This is a genomic window from Pseudanabaena biceps PCC 7429, assembly GCF_000332215.1.
GTDB classification, from domain to species: Bacteria; Cyanobacteriota; Cyanobacteriia; order Pseudanabaenales; family Pseudanabaenaceae; genus Pseudanabaena; species Pseudanabaena biceps.
Genome location: NZ_ALWB01000083.1, coordinates 1 through 21,472, shown reverse-complemented (window position 1 = coordinate 21,472; position 21,472 = coordinate 1). Strand labels below are relative to the sequence as shown.

At 43.6% G+C, this 21,472-nt stretch carries 19 protein-coding genes and 2 pseudogenes; 4 read left to right on the top strand and 17 right to left on the bottom strand.

All coding sequences use genetic code 11. The features are described 5' to 3' along the window. Positions 1-326 precede the first annotated feature (326 nt). Positions 327-2,228 (top strand): M24 family metallopeptidase, encoded by a 1,902-nt coding sequence (locus tag PSE7429_RS11010; protein WP_009627252.1) that lies wholly within the window; start codon positions 327-329, stop codon positions 2,226-2,228. Between the two features lie 485 nt (positions 2,229-2,713). On the opposite strand, the gene PSE7429_RS11005 is transcribed toward PSE7429_RS11010, so the two are convergent. Beyond that, positions 2,714-3,208: a MarR family winged helix-turn-helix transcriptional regulator gene (locus PSE7429_RS11005; RefSeq protein ID WP_009627251.1), complete on the bottom strand. Its 495-nt coding sequence runs from the start codon at positions 3,206-3,208 to the stop codon at positions 2,714-2,716. Between the two features lie 99 nt (positions 3,209-3,307). Here PSE7429_RS11005 and PSE7429_RS11000 point away from each other — a divergent pair, with 99 nt between their 5' ends. Continuing rightward, positions 3,308-4,210 carry an EamA family transporter gene (locus PSE7429_RS11000; RefSeq protein ID WP_009627250.1) on the top strand — a complete coding sequence of 301 codons (903 nt, stop codon included), beginning with the start codon at positions 3,308-3,310 and terminating at the stop codon, positions 4,208-4,210. Positions 4,211-4,410: 200 nt separating this feature from the next. Here the strand turns inward: PSE7429_RS11000 and clpX are convergent, their stop codons facing one another. From clpX to PSE7429_RS10980, 4 genes are all read right to left on the bottom strand, one after another. Beyond that, positions 4,411-5,748 carry an ATP-dependent protease ATP-binding subunit ClpX gene (clpX, locus tag PSE7429_RS10995; RefSeq protein ID WP_009627249.1) on the bottom strand — a complete coding sequence of 446 codons (1,338 nt, stop codon included), beginning with the start codon at positions 5,746-5,748 and terminating at the stop codon, positions 4,411-4,413. A gap of 31 nt (positions 5,749-5,779) precedes the next feature. Further along, positions 5,780-6,451 carry an ATP-dependent Clp endopeptidase proteolytic subunit ClpP gene (clpP, locus tag PSE7429_RS10990; protein ID WP_009627248.1) on the bottom strand — a complete coding sequence of 224 codons (672 nt, stop codon included), beginning with the start codon at positions 6,449-6,451 and terminating at the stop codon, positions 5,780-5,782. 206 nt (positions 6,452-6,657) lie between these two features. Then, entirely contained in the window at positions 6,658-8,067 is a 1,410-nt protein-coding gene (gene tig, locus PSE7429_RS10985) for a trigger factor (protein WP_009627247.1), read from the bottom strand. A gap of 281 nt (positions 8,068-8,348) precedes the next feature. Next, positions 8,349-8,747 (bottom strand): FHA domain-containing protein, encoded by a 399-nt coding sequence (locus PSE7429_RS10980; protein WP_009627246.1) that lies wholly within the window; start codon positions 8,745-8,747, stop codon positions 8,349-8,351. 331 nt (positions 8,748-9,078) lie between these two features. Between PSE7429_RS10980 and PSE7429_RS10975 the strand changes: the two genes are divergently transcribed. Continuing rightward, positions 9,079-10,185 (top strand): NAD(P)/FAD-dependent oxidoreductase, encoded by a 1,107-nt coding sequence (locus PSE7429_RS10975; RefSeq protein ID WP_009627245.1) that lies wholly within the window; start codon positions 9,079-9,081, stop codon positions 10,183-10,185. 6 nt (positions 10,186-10,191) lie between these two features. On the opposite strand, the gene PSE7429_RS10970 is transcribed toward PSE7429_RS10975, so the two are convergent. The 10 genes and pseudogenes from PSE7429_RS10970 to PSE7429_RS10930 form a co-directional block, all read right to left on the bottom strand. Continuing rightward, the gene (locus tag PSE7429_RS10970; protein WP_009627244.1) at positions 10,192-10,572 is read right to left on the bottom strand and encodes a helix-turn-helix domain-containing transcriptional regulator; all 381 of its coding nucleotides are present in this window, start codon (positions 10,570-10,572) and stop codon (positions 10,192-10,194) included. Beyond that, a pseudogene (locus PSE7429_RS27945) lies at positions 10,544-10,888 on the bottom strand (type II toxin-antitoxin system RelE/ParE family toxin). The gene PSE7429_RS10970 and the pseudogene PSE7429_RS27945 overlap by 29 nt, the downstream one beginning before the upstream one ends. Before the next feature lie 98 nt (positions 10,889-10,986). Then, positions 10,987-11,346, bottom strand: a complete 360-nt coding sequence (locus tag PSE7429_RS27940; protein ID WP_052017693.1) for a lecithin retinol acyltransferase family protein — start codon at positions 11,344-11,346, stop codon at positions 10,987-10,989. A gap of 233 nt (positions 11,347-11,579) precedes the next feature. Next, a complete protein-coding gene (locus tag PSE7429_RS10960; protein WP_009627243.1) occupies positions 11,580-12,698 on the bottom strand; it encodes an ABC transporter permease in 1,119 nt (372 codons plus the stop codon). 82 nt (positions 12,699-12,780) lie between these two features. Next, positions 12,781-13,887, bottom strand: coding sequence for an ABC transporter permease (locus PSE7429_RS10955; protein ID WP_009627242.1), 1,107 nt, complete (start codon positions 13,885-13,887; stop codon positions 12,781-12,783). 16 nt (positions 13,888-13,903) lie between these two features. Next, positions 13,904-14,347, bottom strand: a complete 444-nt coding sequence (locus PSE7429_RS10950; protein WP_009627241.1) for a type II toxin-antitoxin system death-on-curing family toxin — start codon at positions 14,345-14,347, stop codon at positions 13,904-13,906. A 3-nt stretch (positions 14,348-14,350) separates the two neighbouring features. Next, entirely contained in the window at positions 14,351-15,364 is a 1,014-nt protein-coding gene (locus PSE7429_RS10945) for a hypothetical protein (protein ID WP_009627240.1), read from the bottom strand. Between the two features lie 55 nt (positions 15,365-15,419). Beyond that, the gene (locus PSE7429_RS10940) at positions 15,420-17,393 is read right to left on the bottom strand and encodes an ATP-binding cassette domain-containing protein (protein ID WP_009627239.1); all 1,974 of its coding nucleotides are present in this window, start codon (positions 17,391-17,393) and stop codon (positions 15,420-15,422) included. Positions 17,394-17,399: 6 nt separating this feature from the next. Further along, complete coding sequence (locus tag PSE7429_RS10935; protein ID WP_009627238.1) at positions 17,400-18,122, bottom strand: SMI1/KNR4 family protein; 723 nt, start codon at positions 18,120-18,122, stop codon at positions 17,400-17,402. Positions 18,123-18,152: 30 nt separating this feature from the next. Continuing rightward, a complete protein-coding gene (locus tag PSE7429_RS10930) occupies positions 18,153-19,475 on the bottom strand; it encodes an HlyD family secretion protein (RefSeq protein ID WP_009627237.1) in 1,323 nt (440 codons plus the stop codon). 123 nt (positions 19,476-19,598) lie between these two features. Here PSE7429_RS10930 and PSE7429_RS10925 point away from each other — a divergent pair, with 123 nt between their 5' ends. Then, positions 19,599-20,210: a TetR/AcrR family transcriptional regulator gene (locus tag PSE7429_RS10925; RefSeq protein ID WP_009627236.1), complete on the top strand. Its 612-nt coding sequence runs from the start codon at positions 19,599-19,601 to the stop codon at positions 20,208-20,210. A gap of 82 nt (positions 20,211-20,292) precedes the next feature. Here PSE7429_RS10925 and PSE7429_RS10920 read toward each other — a convergent pair whose 3' ends face one another. Both PSE7429_RS10920 and PSE7429_RS10915 read right to left on the bottom strand, forming a co-directional pair. Further along, on the bottom strand, positions 20,293-20,973 hold the full coding sequence (locus PSE7429_RS10920; protein WP_100228929.1) for an HAD family hydrolase: 681 nt from the start codon (positions 20,971-20,973) through the stop codon (positions 20,293-20,295). Between the two features lie 85 nt (positions 20,974-21,058). Next, positions 21,059-21,352: pseudogene (locus PSE7429_RS10915) on the bottom strand (MarR family winged helix-turn-helix transcriptional regulator); the annotation flags it as partial. Between the last annotated feature and the right edge of the window lie 120 nt (positions 21,353-21,472).

Sequence of the window (21,472 nt, the reverse complement as noted above, 5' to 3'; positions counted from 1 at the left end):
TTTTACTTTTGGGCTTTGAGAAAGGTTTTGCGTAGCAAAACCTTTCTCAAAGCCCGTTTCCAATTATCCCGAACTCACGTTAATTAGCGTTGCGGCGCTCCGCGCCGCAACGTCATATCTCTCACTGGGAAGAGATTTAGAGGATGACGGCACTTCAGATCGTCCTCTCTTTTTAGGCATAGGTTAAAATTCTTATAAGTCACTGGGCATAATTAAAAACCAAAACAAAAAGCTGTGGCGCACGCTGCGCGTGCGCCACAGCTTCTAGGATTGTATATTTAATTAAGCCCACTTATTCAGTCCAATTTTTAGACCTACATAACTTCATGGTTTTATTGCAGAGTGCTTTTCCCACCGCATCAAATCCCTCGCCCCAATCCTCACAAACTGCGCAGAAATTTGCAGCCCTGCGATCGCAACTGCTCAAACATGACTTAGATGCCTATTTTGTCCCATCGGCGGACGAACATCTCAATGAATACCTACCCGAAGCCAAGCAACGTCGTCAATGGATTAGTGGCTTTACAGGTTCCGCAGGGGATTTTTTAATCAGTGCCGATCGCGCTTGGATATATGTCGATTCGCGCTACTACGAACAGGCGGAGATGCAAGTGGATGAGAACCTCCAGAAAATCTGCAAAGTAGGACTAGCAGAGCATCAAACCGTGGAAGAAACCCTTGAAGAACTTGGACAAAATTCCTCTCGACCATGCCAAACCTTTCGCTTGGGCATCGATCCCTTTACGATTACGGTCTCCCAATATCGTCGTTTTTCCGAACGCCTAAGAGCTAGTGGAATCGAGATTGTCCCTGTATTAGAGAATTTAGTAGATAATGTGCGATCGCAAAGCCCTTGGATTGAGACAGAAGCAGTTCCTCCCTTTGGCGATCGCCCAGTCATTGCTCTGCCCGATGACCTTACTGGCGAAAGTTTAGCAAAGAAATTAGAGCGCGTTCGTGAAGTAATGGGTAAAAAAAGAGCCGCCATTTTACCTATTACTAAGCTTGATCAGATCGCATGGCTCTATAACTTACGTGGGCGAGATGTGGATTGCAATCCCGTATTCATTAGCTATGCGATCGTCACGCTCACCGATGCGTATCTCTTTACCAATAATTCGCGCATTGATGACAATGTTCGTCAGGCTCTAGCAGGGCAGGTACAGATTTTAGAATATGAGCAATATATTCCCACCCTGCGATCGCTGGTTGCCGATGATCGCCCCGTCCAAGTCGCGATCGCTCAAACTACTTACGGAACTTATCTGCAACTCAAGGAAGTCAAAGCCAAAATCATCGATGCCGAAAACCCTGTCGAAATCTTTAAAGCCCATAAAAATGCCGTAGAAATCACACAAATGCAACGGGCAAATCTCAAGGCAAGTTGGGCAAAAACTCTCACAATTAAATGGATAGAAGAGCAGGTTAATGCGGGCAAATCCATCAGCGAACGCGATGTTGCCGATAAAATCGAAGGGCTCTACAGACAACAAGAGGGATTCTATGACCTCAGTTTTCCGACGATCGCGGGTACGGGCGCAAATGGCTCGATCGTCCATTATAGCAATCCCAATCCCGACTGTAAACTTCTCAATGGTGATTTGCTGCTACTAGATTCTGGTTCCCAATTTTATGGCGGTACTACCGACGATACCCGCTCGATTAGCATTGGTACGCCTACAGACGAACAATGCGATCGCTATACCGAGGTTCTCAAATCCCATATTAATTGTGCGATGCAGAAATTCCCTAAAGGAACTACTGGTAGCCAAATCGATGGCATTGCCCGTTCTTCGATGTGGCAAAGCGGGCTAGATTTTGGTCATGGTACTGGGCATGGCGTAGGCGTATTCTTGAACGTCCATGAAGGTCCAAATGGCATCAGCAAACGGGTAAATCAATCGCTCGATCTAGGAACAATTAACAGCATCGAACCTGGATATTACAAACCCAAATGGGGAGGTATCCGTTTGGAGAATCTCTATTTTGTCAAAGAGATGACAAAACAGGAATCAGATAGTTCTCAGGAGGCAGAACCCAATGCGACCCCTTGGTATGAGTTTGAGTCCTTGACCTATATTCCCTTTGACAAAAAGCTAATCGATCGCCGCAAGCTCAATTCACAACAAATTGCATGGCTCGAAAGCTATTACGCCTCTGTCGTAGAGAAGTTATCACCGATGCTCACTGAAGAAGAGACATTATGGTTAAAACAGGCTTGTAAGTAGCTAGGCATAAGTAAACTTAAAACCTAGGAGAGCATACCGCCCGCGTAGCGGGCGGTATGCTCTCTGGTTTTGGTTTTTAATTATGCCAAACTACTTAAGTAGCTAGGCATAATTAAAAATCAGCGTCAAAACTGATAGTGCAAGCTATAGAAACGTAATACCAAAGCTCAAAATGGCTACGCCATTTTGAGCTTTGAAAACCCTTACTAGGTTTGGTTTTTAATTTACAAAAGTGTTATCACACTTTCGTGAATTGGTATAAGAGATAGCTAGGACGAATTAAAACCCAAAAGATGAGTGGCGGAGCTTCGCGCCGCCACTCATCTTTTGGGTTTTATGCCCTAAGCAAACCTTACAAGGTTATTAGTACATCAATCCCAAGAAGAGAAGGTTGGTGCTTCGCACCAACCTTCTCTTCTTGTTTTTTGTTTGATTTTATCCTCACGCAAATGGCGTACGATCAGCAAAGTCTCTAACCCTTCACTCTAGATATTCTCCTCAAACGCAATCAATAGTTTGCGGAGTAATTGATTGAGAGCTTCACGTTCCGACGCTTCTAGAACACTCAATAAGCAATGCTCATTGGCTACATGGGCTTCCACAGCCCTTTCAATTACAGCAAAACCATCATTAGTTAACTGAACGATCGTTCCTCGCCGATCGCTAGGATCGGGAATCCGCCTTACAAGCCCTGCTCGTTCCAATCCATCGATTCGATGCGTCATCGTACCCGATGAAACCATTTGCGTATTGAATAACTCCGTCGGCGTAAGTTGATAAGGCTCGCCCGAACGTCGCAACGTCGCTAGCACATCGAACTCCCCAACATTTAAGCCAAATTTAGAAAAAGATACCTGAAGCGCTTGTCCTAAGTGCTTGTTCAATCTGCCAATTCTCCCAATGATACCCATTGGGGATACGTCTAAATCAGGACGCTCTCTTTGCCATTGCGCCAAAATCCTATCAACGGCATCACTCATGAAAATCTCACTTTGCCTAAACACCGAGCAAAACTATCTTAACATCAAGATAAATCGGTATAATCTCTACATTAAGTATCTTGATATAGAGATAAAATCGTGAAAAATCCTGCCAGCGGATCGGATATTTTTCTGACAGCTCTAGCGCCAATGACATGGGGAACCACCTATGCAGTAGCAACCGAATTACTACCCCCCAACCATCCACTGACAGTAGCCGCCTTAAGAGCGCTACCAATTGGACTAATGCTTACTATCTGGCTGAGACAACTACCGCAAGGGATTTGGTGGTGGCGCATATTCATCCTTGGCAGCCTTAATATTGGCATCTTTCAAGCTCTTTTATTTGTGGCTGCCTATAGGCTTCCTGGTGGCGTTGCAGCAACAGCAGGAGCAATCCAACCTTTGCTAGTTGTTTTATTTTCATGGTTTATATTGAATGAAAAACCCTCCAAGCTATCGATTGTGGCAGCGATCGCAGGATTTGTGGGTGTCGGATTTTTAGTTCTGGCTCCAACCGCAAGGCTTGATATCCTTGGTATTATTGCCGCGATCGCTGGAGCCGCCACCATGGGCTTAGGAACTGTAATGGTCAAACACTGGAAACGTCCCGTGTCTCTACTAGTTTTTACAGCATGGCAATTAGTAGTTGGTGGTATCGTTTTACTGCCCGTTGCCTTGGTAATCGAGAAACCAATTACTAATATTTCATGGTCTAATCTGATCGGTTTTATTTACTTAGGAGTAATTGGGACAGGGGTTGCCTATGCACTCTGGTTTCGAGGAATTGATAAACTCAAAGCTTCGGCTGTCTCTTATCTGGGTTTAATGAGTCCTCTAGTAGCGACATTTATTGGCTTCTTCTTTTTACACCAAACCCTCACCCCCCTCCAAATCCTTGGTATTGCGATCGTCTTGATTAGTGTGGCTCTCGGACAACAAAGCCAACAATTAAGCCAACGTCCAAATCCTCTCAAGGCATTATTCAAAAAAAACTTGTAGGCGTTGGCGATCGCCACAATTTCTAATACTTGCTTCTAATACTTTTCTCGCCTTCATTTATACCAAAGTTCAAAATGGCTACGCCATTTTGAACTTTGAAAACCCTAGGACAAAAAACAAAAAAGGAAAGGGGCGGCGCAAAGCGCCGCCCCTTTCCTTTCCTAGAGAAAAAAAAGACTCGTAAAGCGAGTCTTTTTTCTCTAGGCTGATTCAGGTTTAGGCATGGAGGCAGGATGCTGCAAAATCTCGGCTGTTGATAGTTTCTCCACCATGTCGCGAGTAATTAGACATTTGGTGACATCCTTGCGTGATGGCAACTCATACATCATGTCTAGCATCAACTGCTCGACGATACCCCGTAAAGCTCTCGCCCCAGTTTTACGACGATAGGCTTCTTTAGCGATCGCCTGTACCGCATCAGTTTGAAACTCAAGCTGGACGTTATCCATTTTCAAGAGCTTTTGATACTGCTTAATCAAGGCACTCCGAGGTTCGGTTAAGATTGCCATCAAAGCCTTTTCGTCAAGGGGATCGACCACCGCCGTTACGGGTACACGACCGATAAATTCTGGAATCATGCCAAACTTAACCAGATCGTCGGGCTGTACATTCTTCAGAATTTCAGCAGTGCGCTTTTCACGGGGCATAGCTTCACCCTGCTGCACAAAGCCCATCGACTTTTTACCAATACGTTGTTCGATCGACTTTTCTAACCCACCAAAAGCCCCACCACAGATAAACAAGATATTTTTCGTATCGATCTGGATACAGTCTTGATAGGGATGTTTGCGACCACCTTGAGGCGGCACATTCGCGATCGTCCCTTCCAGCATTTTCAGCAATGCTTGCTGTACCCCCTCTCCCGATACATCACGAGTAATCGAGGTGTTTTCTCCCTTACGGGCAATTTTATCAATTTCATCGATATATATAATGCCCCGCTGAGCCTCTTCAACATCAAGATCGGCGACCTGTAATAGCCTCAGTAAAATATTCTCTACATCTTCGCCAACGTAGCCAGCCTCAGTCAGTGTGGTCGCATCGGCAACCGCAAAAGGCACATCCAGCATCTCAGCCAAGGTTTGCGCTAAAAGGGTCTTGCCACAACCCGTGGGCCCAATCAGCAAAATATTAGACTTCTGAAGTTCAATTCCATCTTCATTCTGACCTTTTGCTGAAGACTCGATAAAGCTCAAACGCTTGTAATGGTTGTAAACCGCTACCGACAAAACCTTTTTAGCTTCGTCTTGACCGACTACATTTTCATCCAGATAGCGCTTGATATCCCGGGGTTTGGGGATCTGACTGAGATTAAGATTTGCCGCAGTTTTAGGTTTTCGCTTTTCACTGGCGGGATCTTTTCGTTGGGCAGCTTGGGGAGGAGCGCTATTAAACAACTCCTCATCGAGGATTTCGTTACACAAATCCACACACTCATCGCAAATGTATACCCCTGGTCCAGCAATTAACTTGCGTACCTGCTCCTGCGACTTACCGCAGAAGGAACATTTAAGATGAGAGTCATATTTACTGGGCATAAGCTATCTCAATGTGAGGTTGTCGCAATGGCTAGACTAAGGATAGGGCAGAGGGCTGGAAGCCTTTGGAATTAGTTAAAACTTGATCGATTAAACCATATTGTTGAGCTTCTGCTGGTGACATAAAGAAATCACGTTCGGTGTCTTGCTCGATCTGCTCAATGGGCTTGCCCGTACTAGTAGCTAGCATCTCGTTCAGCGATCGCTTAATGTACAGGATTTCTCGCGCTTGGATTTCGATATCAACGGCTTGACCTTGAGCGCCACCGAGGGGCTGGTGAATCATGATCCGCGCATTGGGCAACGACATCCGTTTACCTTTAGCACCAGAGGCTAGTAGAAAAGCACCCATACTCGCGGCTAACCCCATACAAATAGTACAAACGTCGGGGCGAACGTGGTTCATCGTATCGAGGATCGCCATGCCTGCATAGACAGATCCCCCAGGAGAGTTGATATATAAATAAATGTCTTTGTCTGGGTCTTCAGCTTCTAAAAATAAAAGCTGCGACATGATCAGGTTTGCGGTGGTGTCATCTACTTGCGAACCTAAGAACACGATGCGTTCGCGCAGTAGGCGCGAAAAAATATCAAATGCTCTTTCGCCTTTACCTGATTGCTCGACTACCATCGGCACAACCTGATTTTGGGTCGAAGCGATCGCAAATTGGTTTGATGTTAATTGACTAGATAAAGGGTACATTCGTTTTGAATTCACCATAAAGTTAACGAAATATCCTAGGCAAAACCCGAGCAGTAAAGCTTGAGTTTAAAAATACCTACTTGAGAGCTATTATGCCTCAAAAATTGTATTGGTATCCAGCCACACTAATTCTAAGCCAAAATTTTCATGACTAATTAAATCTAATTAAACAAGAGAGGGGTGCTAAGCACCCCTCTCTTGTTTAATTAGGCTTCTTCAGATGATGCATCAACGGTTACGACATCTGCATCAGCCTCTGGTGAGATACTTTCGAGGACTTCAGATTCTGGCTTGAGCGACCCTTGCTCGACCAACTCAATTTCAGAATGCTCGATTAGCCATGCCAAGGCGCGTTCGCTCAAGATCTCCTCTTGGATTAAACTAGCTAATCTAGAAGCATCGATATTAGGATCCTTAATGGCTTCAAGGGTATTAGCGACTCTTTCCTTGAGTTCGGCTTCATCAACAGTAATATTTTCCTGTCTGACGATTTCATCTAGGGCAACTTTACGTCTGAGACGCTTCACTGCCTCTGGTTGATTGAGGCGACGCATTTCCTCAACGAGTTCCTTAGTAAATAGGTGCTTTGCCATGGCAGGATCGATGCGTTCTTGCAAGTAACTGGCTTGTTGTCTTACCAAAAAGTCGAGTTCTTGTTGCAATAGGGTTACAGGCAGATCGACCTCCAGCTCGGCGGTAAGTGCTTCAAGCACTGCCCGTTCTTTGTTTGCTTGAGTCTTTGTCTCAGCATCGTCTACTACACGCTTTTCGAGCAGTTCGCGTAGTTCGGCGATCGTTTGCTTGTCGCTAATCGATTGAGCAAATTCGTCATCAAGGGCAGGAAGTTCGCGACCCTTGATCGATTTGATCGAGACTACATACTTAATTTCCTTACCGACATATTCTTCAGGGTAATATTCTTCAGGAAAAACCGACTCAACTTCGACGACATCATCGATCGCTGCACCGATGATCGCTTGAACAACTTCAGGAATAAATGCTTTTTCGTCCACATCTAACTGAAAATCTTCTTCACCTGCATCGGGCAATTCTTCACCTGTGGCGCGGTCTAGAACCTTAAGATCGACGGTGACCACATCATTGAGCTGAATAGCCCGATCTTCGACGGGAACAAGGGTAGACTTGCGAACTTGGAATTCGTTTAAGGTGCGATCAACTTCGGTGAGGTCAGGTTTAATTTCTTCTGCTTTTACGGTGAAGCCTTGATATTTCGCAAGATTTACTTCTGGTTCAACATCGATCGCCGCCTTAAAGGATAACTCTTGTCCTGGAGTGAAGATTTGAACGAGGGTCTCGATATCCGTAATAAGTTGGAAGCCGCCCAGAGCCTTATCTTTTACTTCTTTATTTTCCGCAAGAGCTTCATTTAAGGTTTTTTCCAGTAGCTCTTCAAGGACATTAGCTTTAAGTCTTTGAGTGCCAACCTGTCTCAATACAAGTTGAGTAGGGGCTTTACCTTTGCGAAAACCGGGGACTTGCATCGTACGTGTCAAATCTTTGACGATGCGATCGTATATTGCTTGAGACTTTGCCCCTTCTACTTGAATGTCAAAACCAATTTGACTAGCGGGAAGCTTCTCTAGAGTGACCTTCATTATTTAAATATGCCTAGATTAAGTATGCCTAGATTGAATATATCTAGAAATCAAAAAACGTTGTTTGGGCTTTTGCCAACTTTTGGCAAAACTGTCAACTTGTGCCAAATTATGCCAAGTCTATGATAATACGATATTGGCGATCGCATATTTCAAAAAACTATACATTGGGTGAGAGCAAATTTTGCCATCACCCATAATAAATCCCCCTTTACTCTTTCGCCTTTACTCTTTCGCCTTTACTTTTTCGCCTTTACTTTTTCGCCTTTACTTTTTCGCCTTTACTTTTTCGACATAAAGGTAGGACGACCATCGGCGGGCTTATTGGGCGACAACGGCTTAGTAGCGGCATCGCGTGGTGAAGGTGTCATCGCTTCTGCGCCATCTAGCAAAATTTGCAACTTGGGACCAGTAGTCGCAAGGCGAATCGTAATACCGTCCTGCACTCGCTCTGTTTCGATCTGTTGATCGTTAATGTATGTGCCGTTTGCGCCAATATTAACGATCTCCCAATGCAGTGAGTGACGGCGAAGCTCCACATGGTAGCGAGAGACAACTGAGCTATAAAGGATCACGTCATTATCACCCGATCGCCCAATCCGAATGACTGGCTCAGATTTAAATTTCCATGTTTGGATCGGGATAGCTTCGATTGGATGCAGTAGGTTCAGCGTAATCACAGGGTTAATGCATTAATTTTGCAGGACTAAGGGATTTTCTACCGCAAATGCTACAGGATTTGCACTTATTCCAAAAGTTTAGCATTGACTTTAAGCATGATTACGATCGAATCTTGAAATCGAATCTCACAATAGATAGTGAATATAGCTATAGCTGGGTAGAATTAAATATAAAATTCCAAAAGCTGTAGCGCATGCTACAGCTTTTGATTCTGGATTTTAATTATGCCCAGCCACTTAACTTATGGGCAAGTAAGCCAAATTTACTTTTTTAATCAAAATATTCAATCAAAATATTCAATCAAAATATTCAACTTTAATCAAAATATTCATGAAAGATGTCACTATCATTGGTTGCGGGGTGATTGGGGCAATGCTTGCCTATGAGCTAAGTAAGGGCAAAAATAAGAGCAAAAATAACGATGAATTTAGGGTAACAGTGCTTGAAGCCAATGCTCGACCTGCAATGGTATCGACAAGCTCGGCTTTGGGCGTACTCATGGCAGCTTCTAGCTCCAGAGCAAGGGGAGTTTTGGTAAAGTTACGTTTGGCAAGCTTGAGTAAATACGATCGCCTAATTGCCGAGCTGACCGACCAAACCCAATGCGATATTCTCTATAACCGCAAGGGGATTTTAAATTTATATCGATCGCCTGATGCTGAAACAAAATCGCGATCGCTGTCTGAAATTCGCGCTAGACAGGGATTTGCGCTGCAATGGCTAGAGCGCGAGGAAGTTTTTGCTGATTTTCCACTATGGAAAACCGATGGCGGCTTATTAAGTCCCTGCGATCGGGCGGTACATCCTACCCAATTGGTAAATGCTCTCGTCGAAGCCGCAACTCAAAATGGGGTGAAGTTCCTTTGGAATACATCAGTGAATAATTTGGAGGAAATATCCAGCGATCGCATTGTCGTGACATCAGGTTTGGGCGCTAATGCCCTACTTTCCCCTTTTTTACAAAATCATCCTAAATATGCGGGACAAGATCTCATGCAACCCGTGGGCGGTCAAGCCCTGCTATTGCACATCCCCAACCTAAATCTCCAAAACGTCGTTCATATCGAAAATGAGGATGGCTCGGATCTCAATATTGTGCCTTTAGGTGGCGATCGCTATTGGCTCGGTGCAACCCTAGAGTTTGAACCCAAGCAAATCCCCTGTGAGGCGAACGTATCGTTATTGCTAGACCAAGCGATCGCTTGGTGTCCCACTTTTGCAGATGCGGAAGTTTTGGAAACATGGGCAGGCGATCGCCCCAGACCGCTTGCCAATCAATCGCCCATTTTAGGTTTTGTGCCCGATCATCCACATATGCTCGTTGCGACAGGTCACTATCGCAATGGCGTATTGATGGCTCCCATAACGGCTCAAATCACCAAAGATTTACTTTTAACTGGCACAAGCGATCTACCTTGGCGACCTTTTACCCTCTAGGTACACTTAAGCCGCTATTTCTAGCTCTTTTAACTCTTGCTCGGAATCTTCTTCAAACTGAACTTCAGTAGCATCAACTGTCACCGTCAGTTTTAGTCCCAATCCCTTGAGCCAATCAGCTAAACTGTGAATTGCTTCAGTACCTTGTTTTTGTAAGATTGCTTCTAGAGATTGAGTACTACCTCCTGTTTTATCTAGCGCTTTAGATACGTCGTTAAGTGCTAGGGGCAGTAGCTCAGGTTCAGGATCTTCAGCTTCGATGATCGCAGTAAGATAGCAAGCTGATTCAATAGGATCTTGCAGAGAATTAATCAGAGCATCCAAATAGCTGTCACTTACTAAGGTGTTAACTGGCGCATTATTTGTCTGTGCTTGTACGCTGTTCATAGTCTCTCCAATAGTTTTTAGCTTTGCGAATATCTCGATTTTGAGTGCTTTTGTCACCGCCACATAACAGCAAGATTACAACTGAGTCAATTTGCCCAAAATAAACACGATAACCTGCTCCATAGTGAATCCTTAACTCAAATACACCATCACCAACAGATTTGTAATCACCCAGATTTCCTAGAAATATGCGCCGTAATCTTTCGTTAATTTTAGCTCTTACTATTGGATCTCAGAGTGAGACTATCCACTCATCAAAGGGATTTGTGCCTGCTGATGTGATGTATCGCCTAATTTCTCTTGGTTGTAATGACATTATTGTTTGCTTCTTTGTCCACTGTCACCATAGATTTTTAAACCTAAGCTTTTAATTCAGTTATTTAAATTATAGAAGGCTGTAGTCTTGCTCTTGACTTAAATGAGTCTAAGCCTCTTAAAGACTTTCCTAATACTTGAGGTGGCTTTTGTAGTCTCTTTTGAGACTTTTCTAATAGCCTTGTATGAGTGATGACCAACATATATAAAGGTGGATTTATGAAGTTGTTCTATTTGATTGGATTTCCATTTGCCTGTTTTACACCACGTAGCAAAATGCTCACAGTTACATGTGAGCAGCTTATATTTTCTCTCTCCTAGTTTTCTTTTTGCTCTGGCTCTTACTTTGTCAACATCGCTGCATTGATAGTAACTTTTAACAGATATCCTATTTATGTCGCCATGTGCAAATTTTTTTAGTGAATCCTTCCGAACTTCATTACCGAAGTAGTGAATCACTTTGCTGGAGTTTAGACTAAAAAAGGAAAAAAAGGCAGAGTAAAAGAGATACAAACTGCCTAAAGTAGATGAAAAAGAAAAAAAGACATCTACAGCGCTTTGTGCTTAAACCCAAATCAAGGAAATTTTTGAAAGCGTTGCAAAGCAACGCTTTCAAAAATTTCCTTATGGTTCGTTTAATCGATAATTGCTGTAAGAAATGGCTACACCATTTCTTAACTTGGTATTAAAACTTAGCTTAGTTGACTGCGAAATTTTCTGGCACTGATTGTTAATAAGAGGACAGCGAAAATAGCAAGGGAAACCACATGCATCCATAGGGCTTCTAGCCCTACACCTTTGAGCAGAATACCGCGCACGATCGCTACATAGTGTCGTAAGGGATTAAACCATGAGAGATAGTAAAAAAATTCAGGCATCGTCTCGACAGGGGCGATCGCTCCTGACAACTGCACCATAGGCAAATTAATGAAGAATGTAGTGAGTACCACTTGCTGCTGTGATTGGCAAACGGTGGCTAGCATGATCCCCACACCAATACCCACAAAGAGATAAAGCCCTGACAAGATCAAGAAAAGGAAAAAGCTCCCCTGAAAGGGAATCCCAAACACAAATCTTCCTAAACCAAGGGCAAGAAAGACATCACCCATCAATAATACAAATAATGGCACAATTTTGGACAGGAGAATCTCCCAAGGCTCTGAGGGAGTCATGAGCAATTGCTCGAGCGTTCCCGTATCCTTTTCCCGCACAAGGGTTATGGAGGAAACAATTGAACCAATCAAGGTTAGTACCAGTCCGATTACGCCAGGAACAAAGAACCAACTACTTGCTAAGCCAGGATTGTAGAGAAATGTAACATGGGAGTCAATTGGTGGTGTGGAGGATTGCCCTGATAGGTTGGAGCTATACTGACGGACGATTTGACTGACATAACCATTGGCAATCCCAGCAGTATTGGCATCGACACCGTCAATGAGTACTTGGATTTCTGAGGGATGATCTTTGGCAAGATTCCGATTTAATTCGGGAGGGATGACGATGCCTACGGTGAGCTTGCCACGTTCTACTTGCTGTCCTAACTCTTTTTCACTAGATAGAACCTGCGCTAACGTAAAAATCCGATTTTCAGTAAAGGCGGATATTAGCTCTCGACTTTCGTGCGATCGCGCATAATCTACAACACCCATTTTCAGAAAATGCACATCAGGATTGAGGGCAAATCCATAAACTAGTAATTGAATTGTTGGCGGAAAAACCAACAAAATAATTAACTGTTTATTCCGTAAAATTTGATTGATTTCCTTCCGCACCAAAGCCCAAAAGCGACTTGCAAAAAACCAGTTAAACATTTTTAAATTCTCATCTCAATTAAATTTGCGTTATTATCCACAAGTCCATCGCTAAAAGCTAAAAGCTAACCGCTAAAAGCTTTCAATCCGTCAACTGCATTCTACTTAAAACTCTTCGAGCAACGTTAAAAAAGAACATCCCGATCGCAAAAATCATAATCTCGGCAAACCATACGCCAATCCATCCTGTGCCCCGCACATAGGCATCGCGGGTAATTTCAATAAAATATCGAGCAGGAATGACATTGGGTAATAGAGATAGAGGGAAAGGAATGTTACTTAATGGATAGATAAAGCCTGATAGAAGTAGGGCTGTTAAAAACCCGACAAGGGCAACCCCCTGTACGGCGGCGTTTTGATTGCTCGTTCGCGTACCTAACATTAATCCAAACATAACACTAGCCCATAGGTAAGTGGGAATGGCAAATAGTAAAGGGGTAGGATCTCCCGCAAAGCTTAATCTAAACACGATCGCCCCAATAGTCATTACTAAGAGCGCTATGCCCATACTGATGATCAAGTAGGCTAAGCCTTTGCCTAAAATTAATTCCGTAGAACTCATGCTAGAAGCATAAACCTGCAAAATCGTTTGACGCTCTTTTTCGCGAACCATGGCGATCGCCGATAGCAGAGAAGGGAAAATCCATAACACTACCGCATAGACTCCAGGGACAATGTAGAGAGATTCTTGTCTGCCAGGATTGAACCATAGACGAGATCTAGTGGTTAGCAAATTAGTGTCAGGAATTAAACCCTCGGCTTGCATAAAATCACTAGTTGTCGCCTTGATGCTATTTTTGATGACTCTGGCATTATTGGCATCCGTTCCATCGACAAGGACTTGGATATCGGCAATTTTTCCTGCGGCAATGCGACGACTGAATTCAGGGGGAATAATTACCCCTGCCTTGGCGATCGCGCGATCGAGGGCTATTTCTACCGAGTCATTCACATTCCAAGGCACAAAGATAAATTGATTGGTGGCAAATAGCTTGGCGACATAGCGTTGACTAATCGGACTGCGATCGTAATCTTGAATCACAAGGGGAATATTCTTCGCTTCTAGACGTATGGCAAAGCCGAAGATAAATAGTGTAATCAATGGTAGTAAAAATGCTAACGCCAAGGTCAAGCGATCGCGTTTAAATTGCGATAGTTCTTTGGAGCATTGAGAAAGGATTCGTTTCATACTTGAATTGGCGCTTTTATAATTCTTTAGATATTGCAATCAGAATCTCTAGCTTGAGCGACTCGCTATAGTCATCTTCATAGATTAAAGATTTAATAATTTCTTTTAATAGATCCTTATTAATTTTTCCTTCAGCTACCCAAACAGCAATATTTTCCATCTCTAATACAAACTTCTTCACGATATAGTCGTAGCCATTAATTTTTAGGAAATAACATCCCAATTCAATGCTAGAACGTTTATTACCATCGACAAAAGCATGGGATTTGATAATCGAAAAAACTAAGTGGGTTAGTTTGTCCTCGAATTCTGGATAATAAAGATCATTCTGAATATGTTCTAGTGGACTTTCTAGCAAGCCCAAATTATTGATTCCAGCGAGACCTCCTGAATTACTAATAATCCAATCATGCAAATCAATAGCGTAATGAATATTAAAATAAAAGAATTGTTTACTCATTGACTATCGATCCTTGAGGCGTTTAAATACAGCTAAAATCTCTGGATCGGCTAGTTGTTCTTCTAGAGACCTACTCGCTTCTCCTAAGAACTTCTCAAAATCAGTTTCGGGTACAGTTTGAATATAAGCTTCTAACTTTTGATGTAGGGCATCTCTAAAGCCAAGATCGCGACTTGCCATTTTTGTGCGAGCATCGTCAATAATGGGTTTTAGGTAATGATTATTCGCAGCAAAGTTAATCAATTCATCCAATTCTGACGGCTGAAGTTTGCGCCCTAATTGAGCAGATTTGATTTTCATATCTTCTGCTAAACCATTTTCCACACTGGCGATCGCCTTAAGAACTTCGGCGTACAGAGTATCACGCACTTTATCTTTGCTTTTTAAATTGAGGATCTGACTATATTCTTGAGCATTTTCTTTGAAAACCAGTTGATAGATTTTATTGGTATAGATTGCATATTTGATTTTTCCCATATCCAAATAGCTATTTAAAGCATCAGTAAAGACTTTGCGATAACTAACTTCGTGATAAGTGGATGGCAAGTATTCACAGTCACGCTGATTAATGTATTTAGTGTGTCCACCAGATCTCTCTGCTACGACCTCAATCACGATATCTAGAATACGGGAGCGGATCAGTCGAGCGCGATCGCTTTCTGTTAAAAGCATCGCGATATTCAGGGCAGCTCGAAAAGTAAATATACCTAAAGCTGTCGTTTTGCTACCGTAATCAATTACGACACCACCAGTAGTGTTTAGAAAATCTTTAAGGGCTTGACCTCTAAGCACTGTATAGCCATTTGTTTTAAGTTCTTCTGCATGGTTGGTTAGATATTTCTCAATTGTGCTTTCACTAATCTCAAATAGAGAAACTAACTGCTGTTTCGTAAAGACGACAGTATCTTGATAAGCAATGCCGCCAAGAGCAAGATGCTCTTCTACTTTTTCGATCGCATAGCGATTGTTCAGAATATTTTGCCGATCGCGTTGGGAGTTGGTAAGGTCGTTAAGCATAAGAATTGTCTTTGATATTAACTGCGAGTTTATACTAATATTTTTACTTTAGCTGTTACTCATCTAAGTGAGCTATACCAGCTTCCGATCGCTGTACTGTGCCAATAAAAGCATCTTCCAAGGAGAAAGGCACGGGACGATCGCTAAAAATTTGAATGTGATTTTCGGCAAGATGCGATCGCATTTGGGGTAACTCGACCGATGGATCATCTAGCACCACATGGAGGCGATCGCCAAAGATCGAGACGCGCCAAGGTTCTAAAATTGTTTTTAGGTAATTAGCGGCTTGTTGATTGCGATCGACCTTCAGTTCGATTAACTGACCGACTTGAGCAGCTTTAACCTCCGTGGGCGAACCTTGCAAGACCACCTCACCAGCCACCATAAAGCCCATACGGTTGCATTGTTCCGCTTCCTCTAAATAATGCGTGGTCACTAAAATCGCCGTTCCCTGTCGCGCAAAATCATTAATCGTGCGCCAAAACTGTCGCCTCGCCAAAGGATCGACCCCAGAAGTCGGCTCATCTAAAAAGAGAATTTCTGGCTCATGCATCACCGAAGCCCCAAAGGAGACACGCTGCTTCCATCCCCCTGGAAGTTTGCCCGTCAGCATATTTTCCCGCCCGATTAGCCCGCAGGTTTCTAAGACCCAAGCAATTTTTTGTTGGCGTAAGTGTTGAGGAACTTCGTAAACGCCACAATAAAATTCTAAATTCTGAAGAATGCTGAGATCGTCATAGAGCGTAAATTTCTGGCTCATGTAGCCGATTCGTTTTCGTAAAGCACTACTCCGCAAATTCTGGCTCTGCCCTGCTAAGGTCATTTTGCCGCTCGTCGCTTCCAGCAAGCCACAGAGCATTTTGATCGTCGTGGTTTTACCTGCACCGTTCGCGCCCAGTAGTCCATAAATCTCGCCATAGTGAATTTCCAGATTCACCTCTTTTACGGCGCGAAATTTGCCAAAGGTCTTTTGGAGATTTCTAGCAGCGATCGCTACATTATCCATTCTCGCCTCACTCAAATTCTGGGCTTTAGATCGCGGAAACGGCAGGAATAAGGGATCGGAGCCTTGCTGTCGCAGTCTGGTGACAAAAACATTTTCAAGGGTTGCATCGCTGGCTTGAATGCTATCAATCGGGACTAAACTTTCGCTAAACGCCTGTCTTACAGCCCGCTCATCGGCTTCTAGATTTTCTACCAGCACATCTAAGCGATCGCCAAAGGTCTGCACATCCGCAATACTCGGTCGCCCCCTTGCGGTTTCTAAAAGCACCTCTTCCGCCGCCGCCAGTGCCGATGTCCTTACCTCTAAACGCTGCAATCCCAGATTGGCGCGTAATTGCGGTAATGTACCGATTTCGCTAATTTGTCCTTCGTACATTAGGGCGATGCGATTACAGCGCTCGGCTTCATCGAGATAAGGTGTTGCTACGACAATGGTCATCCCATCGTCAGCAAGGGCAGCTAACACGTCCCAAAACTCGCGGCGCGATACGGGATCGACTCCTGTAGTCGGTTCGTCTAGCAATAACAATCGGGGCTGGGACACTAAGGCACAACAGAGAGCCAGCTTTTGTTTCATCCCACCTGATAATTGACCTGCAAGGCGATCGCCAATCCGCTCTAAACTCATCAACCGCAAATACTTATCGCGCCGCAGTTGAAACTGGTCGTCGGGAACTTGCCGTAATCCTGCACTGTAGCGCAAGTTCTCATCGATGCTCAAATCTAAATAGAGCGAAAATTGCTGCGTGAGATAGCCAATATTTAAGCGCGCAGTGCGCGGGGCTTCTCCTAGTACCAATACTTCTCCACCAGAAGATTCCATTACGCCGCCTAAGATATGGAAGCAAGTGGTTTTCCCTGCGCCATCGGGACCAATCAAGCCAAATATCTCTCCCTGTTGTACTGCAAAATCGATGCCTTTAACTGCTAAAAAATCTCCATAGCGCTTCGATAGATTGCGTACTGAGATTACAGAATCAAAAGAGATAGAATTTTCAACTGAGGGATTAGAAGTAAGTAGCATTGTTTTTTAGGGAGTATTAATAATCCGATCGCACTCATCCAAAAAGATAGAAGTAAATTCTTGGAGCATATCGACTTTGGTTTGATCACTTGTGAGGAGTTTATCAATATCTTGCCAAACAAATCTTTGAATGCTTTCATAGCCATATGGAATATGGTGAAGCCGCTCTTGTTTTACAATTTTTAGTTGCTCAATTAATGAATTTATAATATCAGGATCATTCCTCCACATAACCTTCAGAAGTTTCCTTTTGTCTGATTCGTAGTAATCATTATCAGAACCATAAGCTCCCATTTCAAATGCTTCAGCAATTGTCAGTATCATTTTTGTAATACTACTCCAAAATATCTCTGTGCTTCCGTTCTCCCAATACATATACCAAACTGGGAGATCATTCTTTCCGCAGTCTACAAAGAGAATATCGTCTTCATAACTGAAAAGAGGGAATGAGTTTACTTTCCATGAGTTGGGGAAAGTAGAAATAATTTTATAGTCCTTTATCGCATCTTCTAATGAAGAGAAAGGAAATACAACACAAATCCAATGATCTCCAGAACCATTGTGCCATTTATATAACTCCCGCAATTCTTCTGGAAAGACAAAAGGCAGATCTTTGACTAAATCATTAATTTTTTCTTCGCTAAGCCCATCTCCCCATTCCGCAAATTGGGTGGGATAATTTTGAGATAGGAAAGTATCGATTCTTGATAGAGCATTAGTAAGTGACATGAATTTTTAATCCTCTTTCAGTTAAATTAATTACTTCAAATCAATCTCAGCATCCGCAGGCATTCCCGACTTCGCAAAGCCTTCAGGCTGGTCGATCGCTAACTTAACTCCAAATACTTGCTTAACGCGATCCTGCTTGAAGTAGATATTTTCGGGAGTAAAGGAAGCCTTGGTATCGATTTGCGCTACATGGGCAGCAAAGGGCTTATTCGGGCTGGAATCGAGAAATACTCTAGCTACCTGACCGACGCGAATTTTACCGATGTCTCCTTCGGGAATATAACATCGCAAATACACGGCATTCGGATCGATGATTGTCAGCAGCGTTTTACCCGTTGCTACCACTGCCCCCGACTCTAGCGGACGACTCTGGACAATGCCATTAATGGGGCTTTTGACCTTAAAAGAATCTAAGCGACGTTGAATTTGATCGCGAGATGCTTGCGCATTTTTGACCTTTGCTTGAGCTGCCGCTAATTTAGCGATCGCCTGAGTCCTTTGTAAATAATAGGCATCGAGTTGGGCTGTGCGAATGTCTGGATTCAAGCCCGTTGATCGCACCTGAACCGAACTACCCTGAGCTGCCAAAAAGCGATCGCGCGCAGCAGTAACCCCCGCTCGACTAGCTACCAACTTTGCTTCAGCCGTATTTAGATTCGCTAAACTGGTTTCCAAAGCGGTTTGCTTTTGGTCAAATTGCTGCTGATTGACCGCCCCTTGCTTGACCAGATCGGCATAGCGATCGCGATCGATCGCCGCCAGTCTCAGTTCCGCCTTCGACTGTTGGAGCTGAGCCTCGGATTGTTTGACCTGAGCCTCAGATTGACGCAGATCGGACTCTGTTGCCGCTACCGTAAATTGTGCTTGATCGATTCTGCCGACCGAGTCACCTTCTGACTGCTGAAGATTTAAACTCGCTTCGCGAATCCGACTCTCAGCGACCGAAACTTCATCTTTGGCTTGAAGTTCCTCTTGGCGTGCTGCCTCGATCTGCGCATTTAATCCACTAAGTTGAGCGGGAATTTCTTCATCTTCAATTTCTACGACCAATTGATCTTTTTTAACCGTATCGCCCTCACGAACGAGAATTGTCACAATGCGTCCGCCAGTTTTTGCGCCAATATCGGTTTCATCCGACTCCAAGCGCCCGCTTACATGCAATACCGTTTCCGCAGGCTTGGGCAAAATCATCCAAATCCCATAACCAATCACCCCAATTGCTAATGTCAAAGGAATAATTAGCCGCAGGTTTATTTTTTTCTTTTTGACATCAAGGGTTGGAGTTGGGAGCGAACTTGGCAAGTTGGACTGTTGCTGAGTCGATTCGGGTGGATTGGGGGCAGTCTGTGTCATAGCGATCGCCAAAGAACGTAGGATTTATCTGTCATACTAGACAGTCTAGTATGGACAAGATCGCAATACAATTAAATAAAATTAAATCTTTTCGCTCTTTTTACTAAATTCTCAGTTAACTTCATGACTCTCATCGCCAGCCCTTCACAGACCAGCAATCACAAACAAGAAAAAATTCTCCAAGGAGCAATGCAGGTTTTTTTTCGAGATGGTTATGCGGGGACGAGTATGGATCGAGTAGCGATCGAGGCTGGAGTTTCCAAACAAACTATCTATAGCTACTTTCATGACAAAGAAGGTTTATTTAAGGCGCTAATCGAACAAATTACCATCTCACGCTTCCAAACTCTATTTGATTCTGAAGAATTGACTGGTGATCCAGAGGGACTATTGCGGCAAGTAGCGGAAGCCTATCTCCTAAAGGTTAGCGACGATCACCAATATCTCAGCCTATTAAGAGTCGTCATTGCCGAATCATCGCGATTTCCTGAAATGGCAAAACTCTATTATCACACCGTAATCCAACGCGGACGACAACTATTAGGAAAGTATTTTGATGATCGTCCCGAATTAGGAATTCAAGACTCTGAAGCGACCGCTCAAATCTTTTTCGGCACGCTGGTTTCTTTTGTGGTGTCGCAGGAACTGATGTACGGCAAAGAGATTATGCCCCTCTCCTCCCAAAAACTCGTAGATAGTCTTGTCTATCTTATTTTAAGAAACAAATCGATCTAAATCAGAGACCCGTCACCCGCAATGCGGGTGACAAGTCTCTGATTTAGACCAATTCACGAAAGTGTTGTCACACTTTCGTGAATTAAAAACCAAACCCAGTGAGGTTTTGAGATTCCCAAAAACTTGGCAATTGCCGCATATCTTCAAATACCAGCTTAGCTCCTGCGGCAATTAAATCCTCTCGATGGGAAGAGTCGCTATGACTCGGTGCATAACCTAATACCGTCATTCCCGCCGCATAGCCCGCTTGCACACCTGTTACGGAGTCCTCAATTACTAGGCAATTCTCTGGAGCATATCCCATTTGACTTGCAGCATAGAGATAGACATCAGGAAAAGGCTTGGGGCGATCGACATGATGACAGCTATAGAGCTTGCCATCAAAATAGTCTAAAAGTCCCGTTAGTTCTAAGGCTAACCTTATATGACGAGGACTACTATTGGAGGCAACACATTTTGGCAGGGTCAGCGCTTGTAAAATCTCGGTAATTCCTGCGATCGCTTTTAATTCCTGCTTCATGGCAACAATGCCCCGTTCTCGATTGAGATCTAACAAATTAGATGGAATGGGTTTTCCATAAATTTGTTGGAGGATTTCAATAGAGGTCGCCACGGATTTCCCGACGAATAAACGGGTGACCTCTGCATAGGTAATGGGAAATCCACATTCAGTTAAAGTATCAGCGAACACGCGATTGATAATTGACTCGCTATCAACCAATACGCCATCACAATCAAAAATCACCAATTCTACATTTGCCATCAGTTTCGTCATACTCAAGATACACTTCAAATATAGATTGGTGGGGTGAATCACCACCAACCATCTTTGATGAAAATCAGCAGCTTTATAATGTAGATTTTGATAATGTAGATTTTGATTCAAAAACTTGGTGGAGCAATGCTAAGCTAGCATCAATTTTGGCGATCTGTTCTTCGCTCAAGGAGTCGAGCAGATCGGCAATATAAGCACGGGTAAGATCTCTAGCCGCATCGAGATGTTCTTTTCCTTCCGTCGTCAATTTCAAGGAAACGCGACGACGTTCCGAGGGATGATCGCACCGATGGACGAAGTTACGTTGTACGAGACGTTCTGTATTTGACGAAGCGGTAGCACAGGTTACGCCTAAATGTTCGTAAAGAATCAGGTAAGAAATTGACAAAAGAGCCAAAGCGGCTAAAGTAAAGGGATGAAAGAGCCACCGCAATATGAACGAGAAGCCCTAGAAAATATGCCAGTAGGAGAACTGGTAGAAGTAATC